Source organism: Aquimarina sp. AU474, assembly GCF_900312815.1.
In the GTDB taxonomy this organism is placed as follows: domain Bacteria; phylum Bacteroidota; class Bacteroidia; order Flavobacteriales; family Flavobacteriaceae; genus Aquimarina.
In genome coordinates this window covers 1,126,187-1,142,792 of record NZ_OMPE01000009.1, presented here as the reverse complement: position 1 = coordinate 1,142,792, position 16,606 = coordinate 1,126,187, and the positions used below count along the sequence as shown (strand labels likewise).

Sequence of the window (16,606 nt, the reverse complement as noted above, 5' to 3'; positions counted from 1 at the left end):
TACCCGTATATAGACTTTATTTCAACGGAATTATCAAAAATTCCTGTGAAAAAATTGTTTAATCCATTTTGATATTTATTTATCAGAATAAAAATCTAACTCAGAGTGAACAAAGAATTGATCATTAGATCTGGTTCCTCTACAGATTTTGCCTTATTAAAGGATGGAAAACTAATTGAATTACATAAGGAAGAAGACGATAGTAATTTTTCGGTAGGTGATATTTTTATTGCCAAAATCCGTAAATCTGTCCCTGGATTAAATGCCGCATTTGTAAATGTTGGCTATGAAAAAGATGCATTTTTGCATTATCATGATTTGGGTCCTCAAGTATCTTCTTTACTTAAATTCATAAAACGTGTAAGCACAGGTAAATTAAAAAATTATTCTCTTAAGGATTTTCCTTTCGAGAACGATATTGATAAGCACGGTACTATTACCAATGTGCTAAAATCAAATCAATCGCTATTAGTACAAATAGTGAAGGAACCTATTTCTACAAAAGGCCCTAGGATAAGCTCAGAGCTATCAATTGCCGGTAGATATATTGTTTTAGTTCCTTTTTCTAATCGAATTTCTATTTCTCAAAAAATAGAGTCTTCAGAAGAAAAAGAACGCTTAAAACGGCTTGTTAAAAGTATCAAGCCTAAAGGTTTCGGAATTATAGTACGTACAGTAGCAGAAGGCAAAAAAGTAGCAGAACTAGATAGAGATTTGCAAAACTTGATGGATCGCTGGAAAGCTATGTGTAAAAAATTATACAAAGCACACCATCCATCAAAAGTATTAGGTGAAATGAATAGAGCATCTTCGATATTACGAGATGTTTTTAATGACACCTTTACATCAATTGTTGTAGATGATGAAGATCTCTGCAACAGAATCAAAGAGTATCTGCAAGAAATTGCACCTAAAAAGGAATCAATTGTAAAACTTCATTCGTCTAACGCACCCGTTTTTGAAAAATACGGTATCGAAAGACAAATCAAAACTAGTTTTGGCAAAACAGTATCCATGAGCAAAGGCGCTTATCTAGTCATCGAACATACAGAGGCGATGCATGTAATAGACGTCAACAGTGGAAACAGATCAAACAAAGCCAAAAACCAAGAAGACACAGCGCTAGAAGTAAATCTTATTAGTGCTGCAGAAGTAGCTCGACAATTACGTCTAAGAGATATGGGCGGTATTATTGTAGTCGATTTTATTGACATGAATAATGCTGAGAACCGTAGAAAACTCTTTAATCATTTAAGAGAAGAGATGAAAGACGACAGAGCTAAGCATAAGATTTTACCGCCAAGTAAATTTGGCTTGATTCAAATCACACGGCAACGTGTGCGACCAGAAATGAACATAAAAACCCGAGAGGATAATCCAAACGGTAATGATGGCGAAGTTGAGGCGCCAATTGTTCTAGTAGATAAAATAAAGGTCGAATTAGAAAAATTAATTAAAAAAGATCATAAAAAGATTACGCTAAGCGCACATCCTTTTATTGCAGCTTTTTTAACTAAAGGATTTCCATCTACCCGATCCAAATGGTTTATAGACCACAAAAGATGGGTAAAGATTGTACCTAGAGACGCTTACACGTATTTAGAATATCATTTTCACGATCAAAATGGTGAATTGATAAAGTAAAAATAAAAACCCAGTTCTTAATTGAGCTGGGTTTTTTTGTTTTATATATTTGCCTTTCGAATGAATGATAAAAACATAAAATACGTTAGCGTAACAGAGGCTACAAAAAAAATGGAACGATACTGTGCGTATCAAGAACGTTGTCATAAGGATATAGAAAATAAACTTAAAACCATGTTGCTGATTCCTGAGGCCAAGGAAAAAATTATTCTACACCTTCTTGATCATAATTTTTTAAACGAAGAACGTTTTGCGCAGAGTTTTGCAAGAGGGAAGTTTCGCATAAAAAAATGGGGGAAACAACGGATCATACGCGAATTGAAATATCGAAAAATATCTGCTTATAATATCAAAACGGCCTTAAAAGAAATATCAGAAAAAGAATACTTAGAAACTTTTCATGAGCTGGCTGAGAAAAAAATGATCTCTATTTCTGAACAAGATCTCTATAAAAAGAAAAAAAAGCTAATTGACTACCTACTCTATAGAGGGTGGGAAAATCAATTAGTTTTTGAAAAAGTTAAAGAACTCTTTTAAAAAATATATTTTTAGTTTTATAGCTTATTAAAAACTATTTCTTTTATTAGTTATTGCAATAGCTTTTGCATTTTTATATTCAATCCATTTTTGTCCTTTTACTTTTCTCATCAGATTATCAAAATGGCGCATGATAAAAACATTATAGACAGCAGTAGAAAAATTCTTTATTCCTTTAGAAGTTGAGCGAATGCTCATTGAGAATCCCGGGGTTAAATACGTCATTTGATGCCAGTACCCCTCAGGCATATAAAGAGTCTCTCCGTGTTTTAAGTTAGCTGTAAATCCCTTAGCTCTTTTCAAAGCTGGCCAGTTATCAAAATCCGGATTGGCAAAATCTATATCTTGATGTGATATAAGAGAATGAGGTACCTTATACAGGTATTTGGTTTCTGAAGGAGGATATAAAATACATTGTTTTTCTCCATGAAAATGAAAATGAAGGATATTTGCCAAATCTATATCATAATGCATAAACACTTTAGAGCCGCCACCACCAAAAAACAAGTACGGCATCTTCTTCATAAATTTTAAACCTATTTCATCGGGATATCTAAAATCGTTTTGAAGTTCTGGAACTTCTTTAAGTAAATTATAAAGAAAAATTCGACGATTAGTTGGTCCTTTTTTGAGTAAATCAACATACTCAGACATTTTCATGCTGGTGTGAGCTTCATTAAACTTACGCTTAGAAGAAATAGGTCGATCATCATAAATAGGAACGGTTTTATCCCCAGCTACATTATTAATATAGGATAGATTCCACTTTTTGAACGCAGGCCAATCAGAGATCAATCGCTCAATTACAACTGGTTTTTGTAAAGCGACATATTGTGTAAGAAACTCTTCTTTGGTAATTGTTTTTACCCTTGTTATTTGCTCTAAATTTAATTTCACTTGGATATGAAAGTAATTTTAAAACGATTCCGTTTTATGTGTGAAAAATACTCTTTCCGAAATTCTATTTATCAGCTACAATTTTTTTGGACTTATACTTAGCAGCTTCATTACGTTCTATAGAATGATCAGGTCTTGACCATTTTGGTTTTTCTCCCAGAGCTTCGAACTTAGAATCTTTGGCTTCAACAGTTTCTGGCTGTGCCTTTTTAACGAATGGTTTTTGTGGTTCTAAGCCCAATAATGAAAACATCTCCATGTCTTCATTAACATCTGGATTTGGTGTAGTTAGTAATTTATCTCCTGCAAAGATAGAATTTGCACCAGCAAAGAAACACATCGCCTGTCCTTCTCTACTCATATCAGTTCTTCCTGCAGATAATCTCACCTGCGTTTTAGGCATGATGATACGCGTAGTAGCTACCATACGAATCATATCCCATATCGCCACTGGTTTTTCTTCTTCCATTGGAGTACCTTCTACAGCAACTAATGCATTAATAGGCACTGATTCTGGTTGCGGATTTAATCTTGAAAGTGCAACTAACATTCCTGCACGATCCTCGACCTTTTCTCCCATACCAATAATACCACCACTACATACAGTAACATTAGTTTTACGCACATTATCTATGGTTTGCAAACGATCTTCATAACCTCTAGTCGAAATTACTTCTTTATAATACTCTTCTGAAGTATCTAAATTATGATTATAAGCGTATAATCCTGCTTCTGCTAGTCGTTGTGCTTGGTTCTCTGTTATCATACCAAGTGTACAACACACTTCCATCTCCAATTTATTAATTGTACGAACCATTTCTAGCACGTTTTCAAACTCTGGCCCGTCTTTTACATTACGCCATGCAGCACCCATACATACTCTCGAACTACCTGAAGCTCTTGCTCGTAATGCCTGTGCTTTTACTTGTTGCACACTCATTAAGTCATTTCCTTCAACATCAGTATGGTATCTAGCAGCTTGAGGGCAATACCCACAATCTTCTGGACATCCACCTGTTTTTATAGATAAAAGAGTGGATACTTGTACAGTATTTGGGTTATGGTGCTCTCTATGAATGCTAGCGGCTTCATAAAGCAAATCCATTAAAGGTTTATTATAAATATCAAGAATTTCTTGCTTTGTCCAATCGTGTCTTGTAACGCTCATATATAAGGTATGTAAGTCTTCAAAAGTAATTGTTTAAAATCAAAAAACACAACTTAAAAAGATCAAATTAGTGGATTTTAATAACAACAAAATAGTGAATAATGTTAATTTCGGTTAGGTATTTCTAACAAAATGCTAACTGCATTTCCTCCAAAACCTACTGCATTCACCATTATTTTATTAAGTTTTTTAGGTGTATTTGTATAATCTACAAATGGTACCGGTATAAATTCTTGATGTTTGATCATCAAAGCTGCCAGTTCCAAACTCAAGATTCCGCTGGCTCCAAAGGTATGTCCAATCTTCCATTTATTGGTGGTTAGAGCGGGTACACTATCTTTAAAAACTGTTTTTATAGCATTATATTCTGCCATATCTCCTTTTACTGTTCCTGGAGCGTGCATCACAACAACATCTACTTCATTGGGAGAAAATTTTCCCAAAGCCATTTTCATTGATTTTTGAAAACAATCTGCTTTTGTCGATATAGAAATATTATGCTTTAAAGGCTCAGTAGCATAGCCTATACCGCAAATTAATGCCAAGGCGTTTTCTACTTGTCCCTTTTCTAAACAAGCCATAGCCGCTCCTTCTCCTAAGTACATTGAATTTCTTTTTTTATCCCAATTCATAGCTTGACAGGGGTAAACTTGATCAATCTCTAGAGCGTAAATCTTTAATGCTTTTATTTGAGCAATTGTAAATGGCGTTAAAGGTGCTTCGCTTCCACCTACCAAAAATCTATCGGTCAAACCTGATTGTATCCATGCTACGCCATTAAGCACTGCATGCAATGCAGTAGAACAAGTAATAGAGTGACTTATTTCGGGACCTGTAGTTTGCAAATCATGTGCAATCCACGAAGAAATATTACCCAATGTGGTGGTTGGTGAACTTAACGTAGAAGATTTACCTGTATCAAGAAATTCTTTATAATATTTCTCAAAAATTCCTGTTGCCCCTCTAGAAGATCCAATATTAATTCCAAAATTGCGATCCTGGGACCAATTTGCATTTTTAATAGCCTGGCGTGCTGCATAAATACCAAAAAGAACAGAGTTATCTAGTGGTTTAAAATGATCGCTTTCTTTCCTGAGTGCCGAAATGATTTCTTTTGTTTCTATAGAAAGTTCTGCTATCGGAGTTTGTTGACCATCAAAATCCATTACAGAAATGCAATGAGAAGGGTTCTTATATCTTTCCCAAATTTCTTCTTGCGAAACTCCTAATGGAGATATTGACGAAATGCCTGTAATAGATATTGGTTCTTGCAATTTTTTTGTTTTGGCAAATGTACTGGTTTGTTCTATTCTGTTCAATAGATATGTTACTTTTATGATGCTTTAGCATTAAAAATCAGTAACAAAAATCGAAGTTTAACTACTTATATACAAAAGACAATATATTTAATTTATGGAAGAATATACACCACGCAAAAGTTGGTTTGCTAGAAATTGGGGTTGGGCTGTCCCACTAGGAGGTTGTCTAACTGCAATTATTCTATTTTTTGTTTTTTTAGGCTCTGTTATTTTTGGAGTTAGTGAACTTATGACAGGATCTGATCCGTACAAAGAAGCACTGGCAAAAGTTAAACAAGATGAATATGTAATTGGTATTTTGGGAGAGCCTGTAGAAACTAATGGTATAATGCAAGGAAAACTCTCTTTTGAAAATAACACTGGTAATGCAGATATTTCTATTCCTATTAAAGGTCCTAACGGAAAAGCTAAATTATATGTAGTTGGCATTAAACAAAATGACCAATGGACGTACTCAGAAATGTACGTGATCATTTCAGAAACCGATGAACAAATTGATTTACTAGGCTATGAACAACAAGAACATGACAATCAGGAACTCGAGTAATATTATTACTTTTGGAGTACCTTTATTAATTATTGGTTCAATGATTTTGTTGACCACAACAAAATTGTTTAAAGCAAATCCTGATACTTTATCAATTGGGGTTACTTTAGATTTACTATTTACGGTTCCTCTTGTTTATTTCTTATTAATTAGGAAAAAGAAAATTCCTAGGATTACTATAGTTCCTTTTTTTGTTTTTGGAATACTTATCGCATCGAATATTATTCCTCAAGAAAACCAATTTACCCTTAACTGGGTTAAAACTTGGATATTCCCCATTATTGAATTGGGAGTAGCTTCCTTTATATTCTATAAAGTAAGACAAACTTTAAAAAAATACCGTAGTAACGCAGAAACGAATTCTGATTTTTTCTCTGCCCTTAAAGACACTTGTCACGAAATATTACCCTCAAAAATAGCCGAATTATTGACTATGGAGCTTGCCGTATTATATTACGGCTTTATATATTGGAAAAAGAAAACCTTAAAACAAAATGAATTTTCTTACCACAAGAACTCCGGTACCATTTCATTATTAATAGCATTTATACCCATAATTGGTATCGAAACCTATGTCATTCATGTTCTTCTCGTAAAATGGAGTGTCATAGCCGCTTGGATAGCTTCTATTCTTAGTATTTATACCTGTATTCAAGTATTTGGGTTTATGAAATCTATACTTAAAAGACCTATTAGTATCGAAGGGAATAAACTATACCTACGATATGGTATTTTAAGCGAAAGCACTATAGACATAAATACTATTAAATCTGTAAGCATTTCTAGTACAGATCTCGAATGGAACGATGAAATTAAAAAACTATCACCATTAGGTGACTTAGAATCTCATAATATAGTGATCACCCTAAAACAAAAGAACACGCTTACCGGACTCTACGGAACAAAAAAGAGTTACTCGACCATTGCGTTTTTTATTGATAATAAGGAGGGTTTTAAAACTAAATTAGAAAACACTATACAAAGTCTAACAAATCAATTATAGCCCCATACACCTTATCTAGTTGTGTTTTTGTGATCACATAAGGAGCTAATATATAAACCGTATTTCCCAGAGGTCTTAGAAAAATACCTTGACTCATAAAATGGTTAAAAATCTCATATCTTTTTTTACCATATCGATCCATTTCAATATGTAATTCCATAGCAAAAATTACTCCCATTTGTCGTGTTGCCTTTACTTTGGGATGATCTTTTATCGTAGTATTAAATTCTTTATGCGAAGTAATAATTCGACGAATATTATTTTGCATTTCCTCACTTTGCAACAATTCGATTCCTGCCAAAGCTACAGAGCATGCAATAGGATTTGCAGAATAAGTATGTGCATGAAAAAAAGCTTTACCTATCGAGTCATCCAAAAATGCATCGTATATTTCTTGAGTACAACTAGTAACCGCCATCGGTACAAATCCCGCTGTAAGTGATTTTGACATCGAGATGATATCGGGTTTAGCTGATATATGATCCGATGCAAAAGTTTTTCCTGTTTTACCAAACCCAGTCATAACCTCATCAGCAATAGTAACGATTTTGTTTTGGCGACAAATTTTAAGAATTTGATCTAAATACACAGCTTCAAACATATGCATAGCATTGGCTCCTTGTACCAAAGGCTCATAAATAAATGCTGCGACTTCATTAGTTGTTATAATATCCTGTAGCTGTTTTAATACCTCATCAATGTTTTCTTGATTTGGAGTAGGAATACGTTTTACATTAATAAAAAAATCCTCAAAAGGGCCATTATATACCGATAGCCCAGAAGCCGACATGGCTCCAAAAGTATCTCCATGAAAACCATCGATAAAAGCAATAATAGTATCTCTTTTCTCTCCTTTATTAAAATGATACTGTAACGCCATTTTAATACCAACTTCGTTGGCAGTAGAACCATTATCCGAGAAAAATATTTTTTCTTGATTATTGGGTAAAATTTTAATCAACTCTTCTGATAACTTAATAGCAGGTTCATGTGTAAATCCAGCAAATACGATCTGATCTAATTTTTGCATTTGCTGTTGCACTTTATCTAATATATACTCATTACAATGGCCGTACATAACTGTGTACCAAGATGCAATTCCATCAATATACTCTTTATCATTCTCATCAAAAAGTAATGCTCCTTTTGCCCTTGCAATAGGCAATGCCTCTGGATGAATCTTATGCTGGGTAAGTGGATGCCAAAGATGTTTTTTATCTCTTTCTTTAAGACTCATATATAGATTTTAAATTCTCTTTAAATAATTCGGCGTATTCTTTCACTACCATTTGATCAAAATAGGGTTCATTATCAATCCTACCAATCACCATAACATCTGTCATCTTTTTGATAATATCTTCTGTAGTTTCATGTGCTTCCCCACTAAAGATAACATAAGGTGTAATCCCTTTATTTTGTAACATTTTTACGGTCATTAATGTATGATTTATACTTCCCAAATAATGTCTAGACACAACAATTACTCTATATTCAGGCTTAATGATATCTATTATGGTATGCTTATCATTTAATGGTACTAAAAGACCACCTGCTCCTTCAATCACTAAATCATTATCTGTTTTTGGAAGAGTGATTTCGTTAATTTTGATAGAAACATTATCTATTTCGGCAGCAGCATGTGGACTCATAGGTGTATGTAAAGCATAACTATTTGGATGAAACACGGATTTTGAATTAGACACAAGTTCTTTTACTTTATCTGTATCCGAAAAATGTAAATCTCCTGCTTGTATCGGTTTAAAATAATCTGCTTGCAACGACTCCACCACAATGGCTGAAGCTATAGTTTTCCCAACTTCGGTTCCTATTCCTGTAATGAATATTTTTTTTGAAGGCTCCTTATCTCCTCTTGACATAATTGTCTTTTTTACTTTAAAACAAAGGTAGCTAACAACCCCAAAACTTTACTAATTTCTTCTTTAGAATTATAACTATGTAGACAAAAACGCAACCTCTCTTTTCCTATGGGTACCGTAGGCGATAAGATAGGCTTTATATCAAACCCTTTTTCTTTTAGAGCTTTAGCTATTTTTTTTACTTCTTCATTACCCGAAATAATACAACAATGTATCGCAGATGTGCTTTCTATAAATCTATTTTTTAAACCTGTTGTTTCTAATGTGTGATTGAAAAACTTTATGTTATCTTTTAATTTTTCAATTTCTGAAGAGTTACTTAACGTATTATAAGAAGATTGAATCGTAGCCAATGAGTGCGGCGGTAACCCTGTTGTATAAATAAAACTTCTAGCAAAATTAATAAGGTAGTTTTTTAATTCTGTAGCACCTAAAATTACTGCTCCATGACACCCTAAGGCTTTACCAAAAGTATTGATTCGTGCAAAAACTTTATCTTCTATTTTTAACTGTTGAAGTAATCCAGATCCATTTTTACCAAAAACTCCAGAAGCATGAGCTTCATCTATAATCAAATAATAGTTACCTTCTTCGCAAAACGCAACAAATCTTTTTAAATCAGGAATATCACCGTCCATTGAAAACACAGATTCGGTAACAATATATACTTGGCCAGGTTCATTATGGCGTATTGGATTTGGTTTAACTTGTTTTAGTTTTTGTTCTAAATCATTTAAATCATTATGTGTAAATTTATACGATTTAGCATGGCTCATTTGGATTCCGTCTCGAATTGAAGCATGAATAAACTCATCATACAGGATAATATCTCCACGCTGGGGGACAGAAGAAAAAAATCCCACATTAGCATCATATCCCGAATTAAAAACCAAAGCGGCTTCGGCATTATGAACATCAGAAAGCATTGCTTCTATCTCTACATATAGCTCATGATTTCCAGAAAGTAACCGAGATCCTGTGGCACCGTTTTGACAAAGCCCTTTAACTATCAAAAGATCATGGGTATCATCAAAAATTGTTTTTGAAGATGCAAACCCTAAATAATCATTAGATGAAAAATCTATCAATGTATTTTCTATTCCTAATCTTCTTATCGCATTGTTCGCTTTGCGATCATCTAGTTTCTTTATGAGTTTTTTGGGTAACATGCATCAAAGGTACAAAGACCTTTAGTTTTTAAAAATTCAATCTTAATATTATCCTTTTTTAATAAAAAATTATTGAAAAACAATAATTTTTGTATATTTGTTATCGTTAAACGATAATTTTACACTAAATGAAACCAATTACTATTTTAAAAAAACTAATTACTATTTTTTATTACCTCATAGGCTTGGGCATATTTACAGGAGTTTTTACATTACTACTTGATATTTTTAATCAAAAAGAAGTTGCGCCTTCACTATTAAAAGGTGAAACACTTTATTCACTAAGCTCTATAAAAGTTATCATCGCCGAAGTTCTGGTTCTTTTACTTTCGTTCGCGTTTTTCAAAGCTATTTCTTTTCTAAAACATAGTCTAAATGATTTATCTGAAGGAAATCCCTTTACGGATACAGTAATTCGAAACTTTAAAAACGTAGGGATTCTATTTGTGATTTGTGGTTTTGGAGAACTACTTGGAAAATTCACAGTCACCTTCTTAATTCATAGCAATTTCGCCATCGAATTTGATAGTTCTATAGTTTTATTTCCTGTAATAGGTCTCTTTTTCATGTATTTAAGCGAAGTATTTTCTAAAGCAAGAGATATTCAATCCGAAAACGAATTAACTGTATAACTATGCCAATAATTATAAACTTAGACGTAATGTTGGCCAAGCGAAAAATGAAGAGTAAAGAATTGGCCGAACACATAGGAATAACAACAGCTAATCTCTCCATCCTTAAATCAGGAAAAGCAAAGGCAATTCGATTCTCAACCTTAGAAGCAATTTGCAAAGTATTAGAATGTCAACCCTCTGATATTTTGGAGTATCAACCATAAATATTTATCGTCATTAATTAAATGAAATCAAGAAAAGTACAGAAACGATTATTCTCTATAAATTCAAAGAGTCTATCCTTTTATGATTATCATGATTAATAACTTATATTTAACCCGCTATCCATAATAATGGCGGGCTAAATATAATTTTTATACGATCATGAAATTCACATCAATCATACTGTTTATCTTATTTGCAACATTGGGCTTCTCTCAAACAAGCTCTAATGATTATGAAAGTAATTATATTATTTCATTTAAAAATGCAATACATCATGAAGCTAATATTAAAGCTACATTTTCTAACCTAGATAGTGAAGTTGTTGCCTTAAGAATGAGTAGAACATCACCTGGTCGATATGCATTACATGAATTTGCCAAAAATGTTTACGATCTCAAAATCACTGATAGTAAAGGAAAAGAACTCCTTGTTACACGTCCTAATCCCCATGAATGGAATGTCTCTGGACATGATGGCACTATTATAGTTTCATACATTTTATTTGCCGATAGAGGAGATGGCACGTATTCCCAAATTGATGAAACGCATGCGCATCTTAATATTCCCGCTACATTCATGTTTATCCCTGCACATAAGGATCGTGCTGTTTCGGTTCGGTTTGATGTTAGAAAAGATCTTAAATGGAAAGTAGCTACTCAACTTATTGATAATGGCAATAACAATTTTTCGGCACCAAATCTGCAATATTTTATGGACAGTCCTGTCGAAATAAGTAATCATACCATTAGAAAAGTTGATGTTAAAAATAATGACAAAACCTATACCATACGTTTTGTATTGCATCATAATGGTTCTGAACAGGAAGTTGATACTTATTTTGAGAAAATAAAGAAAATTGTAGCGCAAGAAAAAGCCGTTTTTGGAGAATACCCTGATTTTGATCATGGTGAATATACTTTTCTAGCCTGTTACATACCTAACGCTTCTGGTGACGGAATGGAACATAGAAATTCTACCATACTTACCAGTACTAGAAGCTTAGCTGATGGCGGAATGGAAAGTAATATAGGTACTGTTTCTCACGAATTCTTTCATGCATGGAATGTAGAACGCATTAGGCCGCAAGACCTGGAGCCTTTTAATTTCGAAAAGGCCAATATGTCCGAAGCTCTATGGTTTGCCGAAGGGTTTACTAGTTACTATACAAATCTTATTTTGTGCAGAGCAGGAGTAATTAGTCGTGAAAAATATATCAAAGGATTAGCTAGAACTTATAACTATGTATGGAACTCTCCTGCACGAAAATTCTTTAATCCTATTGAAATGAGCTATCAGGCACCATTTGTAGATGCTGCTAAATCTGTAGATCCAGTAAATCGAGGAAATACGTTTATTTCTTATTATTCTTATGGTAGTATGCTGGGTCTTGCTTTAGATTTGTCATTGCGTAATCACAAAGAAGGTTTACATCTTGACGATTATATGAAACTAGTTTGGAATACATATGGTAAAATCGAAAAACCGTATACAGTTAAAGACCTACATCTCCTTTTAGAAACATACGCAGGCACTTCTTTTGCGAATGACTTTTTTCAAAAGTATATTTACGATAGTCAAATGCCTAATTACGAATCTCTTTTTGCAAGTGTAGGCGTATTAATTGTTAAGGACCAAAACTCTCCTTATCACGGAGCTTCACTTAAACACAATAACGATCGTAATGAACTGTTCATTGATCAGTACACTCAAAAAGACTCTCCAGCACATAAAGCAGGTCTTGATAAAGGAGATATATTATCTGCAATTAATGAGGTTACAATAACCAATGATGAGCAATTAAAGACTGCCTTAAAAAAATACAAGCCTGGAGATAAAATTACAATTACTTATAATCGGTTAGGCAAAACATCTAAAACCGAATTACTGCTAGAAAACACACCAGTTATCAAAACCGCATTATCACAAAAACCGGATAAGAAAACTAAGGAACATCGCGATAATTGGTTAAAAGCTCACTAACATGAGATCAACAATAGAATATACTTCTGTCAAACATAAAAACGAATTATTACAAATACTAGAGTTACAACAGAAGAATTTGCCAATCAATATTTCTAAAGATGAGAAACATAAAGAAGGTTTTGTAACGGTTAAACATGATATAGATATATTAAGTAAAATGAATGATCGGCAACCTCACATCATTGCCAAGCACAATGATAAAGTTGTTGGTTATACCTTATGTATGACTTCAGATTTTGGCAATGATATTGAAATCCTTAAACCCATGTTTGCTAAAATCGAAAAACACCTTAATAACTCAACATCATATATCGTTATGGGGCAAGTTTGTATTGATAAGGCGTATCGTGGCAAAGGAATTTTTAGGGGTTTATATCAAACTATGCGCAACGAATTAGGTGAAAAATATGATGTACTAATTACCGAAGTAGCAGCTAACAACCCTAGATCTCTACGGGCACATTATGCAATTGGTTTTACAGACCTATTAATATACAATACTGATGATGAGATCACCTGGCATTTAATTCAATGGGATTGGAAATAGAAAAGAGGCCAGATGACCTCTTTTCTTCTATTCTTTATAATAGTTATATTTATTATATAAATAAAAACTCTATATGTGCTCATAAAAAAAAGCATCTTCAAAATTTGAAGATGCTTTTTAGTTTTTATGATAAAGAACGATTGTTTAGTCTGCCAAAACAATCACCTTATTATCTTTCATTTCAATAGTTCCTGAGTTTATCGGAAGTAAAGTCACTCCATTTTCCTTAACGAATTTTTCGGCAACTTCTTCTTCTAGTGTCATCTCACCATACACTTTCACACTTCCTTTTCCTAATAAAGAAATGATAGGTGCGTGATTATCTAACATCTGAAACTCTCCATCTACACCTGGTACTACAACCGATGTTACTTCACCACTAAATAATACTGCTTCTGGAGTTACTATTTCTAAATACATATTTTATAGTTCTTCGTTGTTTGTTGTTGATCGATAGTTTTTCTAGAAAATATTCTTTAACTGTCAACTATCAACAATTAACTAAATTATGCCTCTGCTAACATTTTCTCACCAGCTTCGATAGCTTCTTCAATTGTACCTTTAAGGTTAAATGCTGCTTCTGGTAAATGATCTAATTCACCATCCATAATCATTGTAAATGCCTTAATAGTATCTTTGATATCAACTAAACATCCTGGGATACCTGTAAATTGCTCTGCAACATGGAATGGCTGAGATAAGAAACGTTGCACACGACGTGCACGCCCTACCGCAAGTTTATCTTCTTCAGATAATTCTTCCATACCTAGGATGGCAATAATATCTTGTAATTCTTTATAACGTTGTAACAACTCTTTTACTCGTTGTGCACAATTATAGTGCTCATCTCCTAAAATATCTGCAGAAAGAATTCTTGAAGTAGAATCTAATGGATCTACCGCTGGATAGATACCAAGTTCAGCAATTTTACGAGACAATACAGTAGTTGCATCTAAGTGAGCAAAAGTTGTTGCTGGTGCCGGATCTGTTAAATCATCTGCAGGTACATATACTGCCTGTACAGATGTAATAGATCCTTTCTTTGTTGATGTAATACGTTCTTGCATTACACCCATTTCTGTAGCTAGTGTTGGTTGATAACCCACCGCAGATGGCATACGCCCAAGAAGTGCTGATACCTCAGAACCAGCTTGTGTAAAACGGAAGATATTATCAACGAAGAAAAGTACATCTTTTCCTTGTCCTTCTCCTGCTCCATCACGGAAATATTCTGCAATCGTAAGACCAGAAAGTGCAACACGTGCACGTGCCCCAGGAGGCTCATTCATCTGTCCAAATACGAAAGTAGCTTTAGATTCTTTCATTACTTCTTTATCTACTTTAGAAAGATCCCATCCTCCTTCTTCCATAGAATGCATAAAGTCATCACCATATTTAATAATTCCTGACTCTAACATCTCACGAAGTAAATCATTTCCTTCACGAGTTCTTTCTCCTACACCTGCAAATACAGAAAGACCACCGTGGCCTTTTGCAATATTGTTAATCAACTCCTGAATCAATACTGTTTTACCTACTCCGGCACCACCAAATAATCCAATTTTACCACCTTTTGCATAAGGTTCAATAAGATCGATTACTTTAATCCCTGTAAATAAAACTTCAGTCGAAGTCGATAAATCTTCAAACTTAGGTGCTTGACGGTGAATTGAAAGACCATCTTCTCCTGTTTTAGGAAGATCTCCAAGACCATCAATAGCATCTCCAATTACATTAAATAGACGTCCGTATACATCACCACCTATTGGCATTTGTATTGGAGCTCCAGTTCCTACAACTTCCATTCCTCTGCTTAATCCATCACTAGAATCCATTGCAATGGTACGAACAGTATCTTCACCTATGTGAGACTGAACCTCTAACACCAGTTTGCTACCGTCTGTTTTATTAATTTCTAATGAATCGTAAATTTTTGGTAATTCAGTCCCTGCTGCGAATTCTACATCGATCACCGGACCTACAATTTGAGATACTTTACCCGTAACTTTAGACATTATCTAACTATTTAATGTTTAGTATTTAACTATGTGAAAACGGTCATTTAATAGTGACTATCAAATACGACCTTTTTTCAGGCTGCAAATATAGTCTTTTAAAATGAAAAAATAATGTCTTTTATTTTGTTTTTTTGAAGGCAGCAAATATGCTCTTTTTTAACAAAATAGAACTCACTTAATGCTGTTTAGGATTTCGTATTTCGTCCGTATACTATAATGACAAAAGCAGCAAGATACATTACCAGTGTATATATTGCTCCTGCAATACCAAAAGCAGTATTTTGCAATGTAACCACTGCAATGGTTATTGCTAATCCAGAATTTTGAATTCCTGATTCTACGGCAATACTTATTGCCTGTGGCTTTTTTAGTTTAAAACTTGATGCTGTTATATACCCCAATGCCATACTAAACACACTTAATAACGCAGTAGGTAATCCTGCTTGTTCAAAATAAGGGATGATATTATGTTTCTCTTTAATTAACAGGCCTATTATTATTAACATCAACAATAGTACTGATGCAACCTGAACTGGTTTTCCCATTCGAAGTGCAAAACTTGTGGCCTTTGCACGAATTATCATTCCCAGAAAAACAGGCACTATCACAATCATTAATAGCTGACCTATCATCTGTAAAACATTAAGAGCAACCTCTCCTTCTGCTCCGGAAAATTTTGAAAGTGAAAATTGAACAATAAACGGAATGGTAACAATTGTAATTATACTAGAGATTGCAGTTAACGTTACAGATAATGCCGTATCTCCTTTTGCCAAAAGTGCAATCACATTTGATGTCGCGCCCCCCGGACAAGCCGCCAATATCATAATTCCGATAGCTATTTCTGGCTTTAAATCCAGTATAGACACTATTACAAATCCGATAATGGGCAAAAAGATTAATTGACTTATTAAACCAATAATTACGGCTTTAGGATTTTTTGCCACTCTTTTAAAATCATTGTTGGTAAGCGAAAGCCCCATACCAAACATAATAATCATTAAAGATATTGCTACTATTAAAGTTCCAGTGTTATTCATAAGAGCTCAATATACCAT

Annotated in this window: 17 protein-coding genes; 8 read left to right on the top strand and 9 right to left on the bottom strand. The window is 33.7% G+C overall.

All coding sequences use genetic code 11. The features are described 5' to 3' along the window. Window positions 1–105: 105 nt before the first annotated feature. Together DK508_RS18460 and DK508_RS18455 are read left to right on the top strand one after the other, a co-directional pair. Complete coding sequence (locus DK508_RS18460; protein ID WP_109302259.1) at window positions 106–1,644, top strand: ribonuclease E/G; 1,539 nt, start codon at window positions 106–108, stop codon at window positions 1,642–1,644. A 111-nt stretch (window positions 1,645–1,755) separates the two neighbouring features. Beyond that, window positions 1,756–2,181 carry a regulatory protein RecX gene (locus DK508_RS18455; protein ID WP_370443857.1) on the top strand — a complete coding sequence of 142 codons (426 nt, stop codon included), beginning with the start codon at window positions 1,756–1,758 and terminating at the stop codon, window positions 2,179–2,181. Window positions 2,182–2,208: 27 nt separating this feature from the next. On the opposite strand, the gene DK508_RS18450 is transcribed toward DK508_RS18455, so the two are convergent. From DK508_RS18450 to DK508_RS18440, 3 genes are all read right to left on the bottom strand, one after another. Beyond that, the gene (locus tag DK508_RS18450) at window positions 2,209–3,078 is read right to left on the bottom strand and encodes a cupin-like domain-containing protein (protein ID WP_109302257.1); all 870 of its coding nucleotides are present in this window, start codon (window positions 3,076–3,078) and stop codon (window positions 2,209–2,211) included. 64 nt (window positions 3,079–3,142) lie between these two features. After that, on the bottom strand, window positions 3,143–4,246 hold the full coding sequence (gene bioB / locus DK508_RS18445; RefSeq protein ID WP_109302256.1) for a biotin synthase BioB: 1,104 nt from the start codon (window positions 4,244–4,246) through the stop codon (window positions 3,143–3,145). 104 nt (window positions 4,247–4,350) lie between these two features. Continuing rightward, on the bottom strand, window positions 4,351–5,520 hold the full coding sequence (locus DK508_RS18440) for a beta-ketoacyl synthase N-terminal-like domain-containing protein (protein WP_109302758.1): 1,170 nt from the start codon (window positions 5,518–5,520) through the stop codon (window positions 4,351–4,353). 139 nt (window positions 5,521–5,659) lie between these two features. Between DK508_RS18440 and DK508_RS18435 the strand changes: the two genes are divergently transcribed. Both DK508_RS18435 and DK508_RS18430 read left to right on the top strand, forming a co-directional pair. Continuing rightward, the gene (locus tag DK508_RS18435) at window positions 5,660–6,112 is read left to right on the top strand and encodes a cytochrome c oxidase assembly factor Coa1 family protein (RefSeq protein ID WP_109302255.1); all 453 of its coding nucleotides are present in this window, start codon (window positions 5,660–5,662) and stop codon (window positions 6,110–6,112) included. After that, entirely contained in the window at window positions 6,090–7,115 is a 1,026-nt protein-coding gene (locus DK508_RS18430; RefSeq protein WP_109302254.1) for a hypothetical protein, read from the top strand. Before DK508_RS18435 ends, DK508_RS18430 begins: the two co-directional genes overlap by 23 nt. Here the strand turns inward: DK508_RS18430 and bioA are convergent. The 3 genes from bioA to DK508_RS18415 are packed head-to-tail and all read right to left on the bottom strand — an operon-like array spanning window position 7,087 to window position 10,161. After that, window positions 7,087–8,352, bottom strand: coding sequence for an adenosylmethionine--8-amino-7-oxononanoate transaminase (gene bioA / locus DK508_RS18425; RefSeq protein ID WP_109302253.1), 1,266 nt, complete (start codon window positions 8,350–8,352; stop codon window positions 7,087–7,089). The genes DK508_RS18430 and bioA overlap by 29 nt on opposite strands. Next, window positions 8,342–8,992, bottom strand: a complete 651-nt coding sequence (bioD, locus tag DK508_RS18420; RefSeq protein ID WP_109302252.1) for a dethiobiotin synthase — start codon at window positions 8,990–8,992, stop codon at window positions 8,342–8,344. The genes bioA and bioD overlap by 11 nt, the downstream gene beginning before the upstream one ends. An 11-nt stretch (window positions 8,993–9,003) precedes the next feature. Then, complete coding sequence (locus DK508_RS18415) at window positions 9,004–10,161, bottom strand: pyridoxal phosphate-dependent aminotransferase family protein (RefSeq protein WP_109302251.1); 1,158 nt, start codon at window positions 10,159–10,161, stop codon at window positions 9,004–9,006. A 128-nt stretch (window positions 10,162–10,289) separates the two neighbouring features. Between DK508_RS18415 and DK508_RS18410 the strand changes: the two genes are divergently transcribed. From DK508_RS18410 to DK508_RS18395, 4 genes are all read left to right on the top strand, one after another. Beyond that, complete coding sequence (locus DK508_RS18410; protein ID WP_109302250.1) at window positions 10,290–10,793, top strand: DUF2975 domain-containing protein; 504 nt, start codon at window positions 10,290–10,292, stop codon at window positions 10,791–10,793. Window positions 10,794–10,795: 2 nt separating this feature from the next. Further along, window positions 10,796–10,999 (top strand): helix-turn-helix transcriptional regulator, encoded by a 204-nt coding sequence (locus DK508_RS18405; protein WP_109302249.1) that lies wholly within the window; start codon window positions 10,796–10,798, stop codon window positions 10,997–10,999. A 160-nt stretch (window positions 11,000–11,159) separates the two neighbouring features. Next, window positions 11,160–12,980: a M61 family metallopeptidase gene (locus DK508_RS18400; protein WP_109302248.1), complete on the top strand. Its 1,821-nt coding sequence runs from the start codon at window positions 11,160–11,162 to the stop codon at window positions 12,978–12,980. 1 nt (window position 12,981) lies between these two features. Continuing rightward, on the top strand, window positions 12,982–13,530 hold the full coding sequence (locus tag DK508_RS18395) for a GNAT family N-acetyltransferase (RefSeq protein ID WP_109302247.1): 549 nt from the start codon (window positions 12,982–12,984) through the stop codon (window positions 13,528–13,530). Window positions 13,531–13,674: 144 nt separating this feature from the next. Here DK508_RS18395 and DK508_RS18390 read toward each other — a convergent pair whose 3' ends face one another. From DK508_RS18390 to DK508_RS18380, 3 genes are all read right to left on the bottom strand, one after another. Continuing rightward, window positions 13,675–13,950, bottom strand: coding sequence for a F0F1 ATP synthase subunit epsilon (locus DK508_RS18390; protein WP_109302246.1), 276 nt, complete (start codon window positions 13,948–13,950; stop codon window positions 13,675–13,677). An 86-nt stretch (window positions 13,951–14,036) separates the two neighbouring features. Continuing rightward, complete coding sequence (atpD, locus tag DK508_RS18385) at window positions 14,037–15,545, bottom strand: F0F1 ATP synthase subunit beta (protein ID WP_109302245.1); 1,509 nt, start codon at window positions 15,543–15,545, stop codon at window positions 14,037–14,039. 188 nt (window positions 15,546–15,733) lie between these two features. Further along, on the bottom strand, window positions 15,734–16,588 hold the full coding sequence (locus DK508_RS18380) for a bile acid:sodium symporter family protein (protein ID WP_109302244.1): 855 nt from the start codon (window positions 16,586–16,588) through the stop codon (window positions 15,734–15,736). Between the last annotated feature and the right edge of the window lie 18 nt (window positions 16,589–16,606).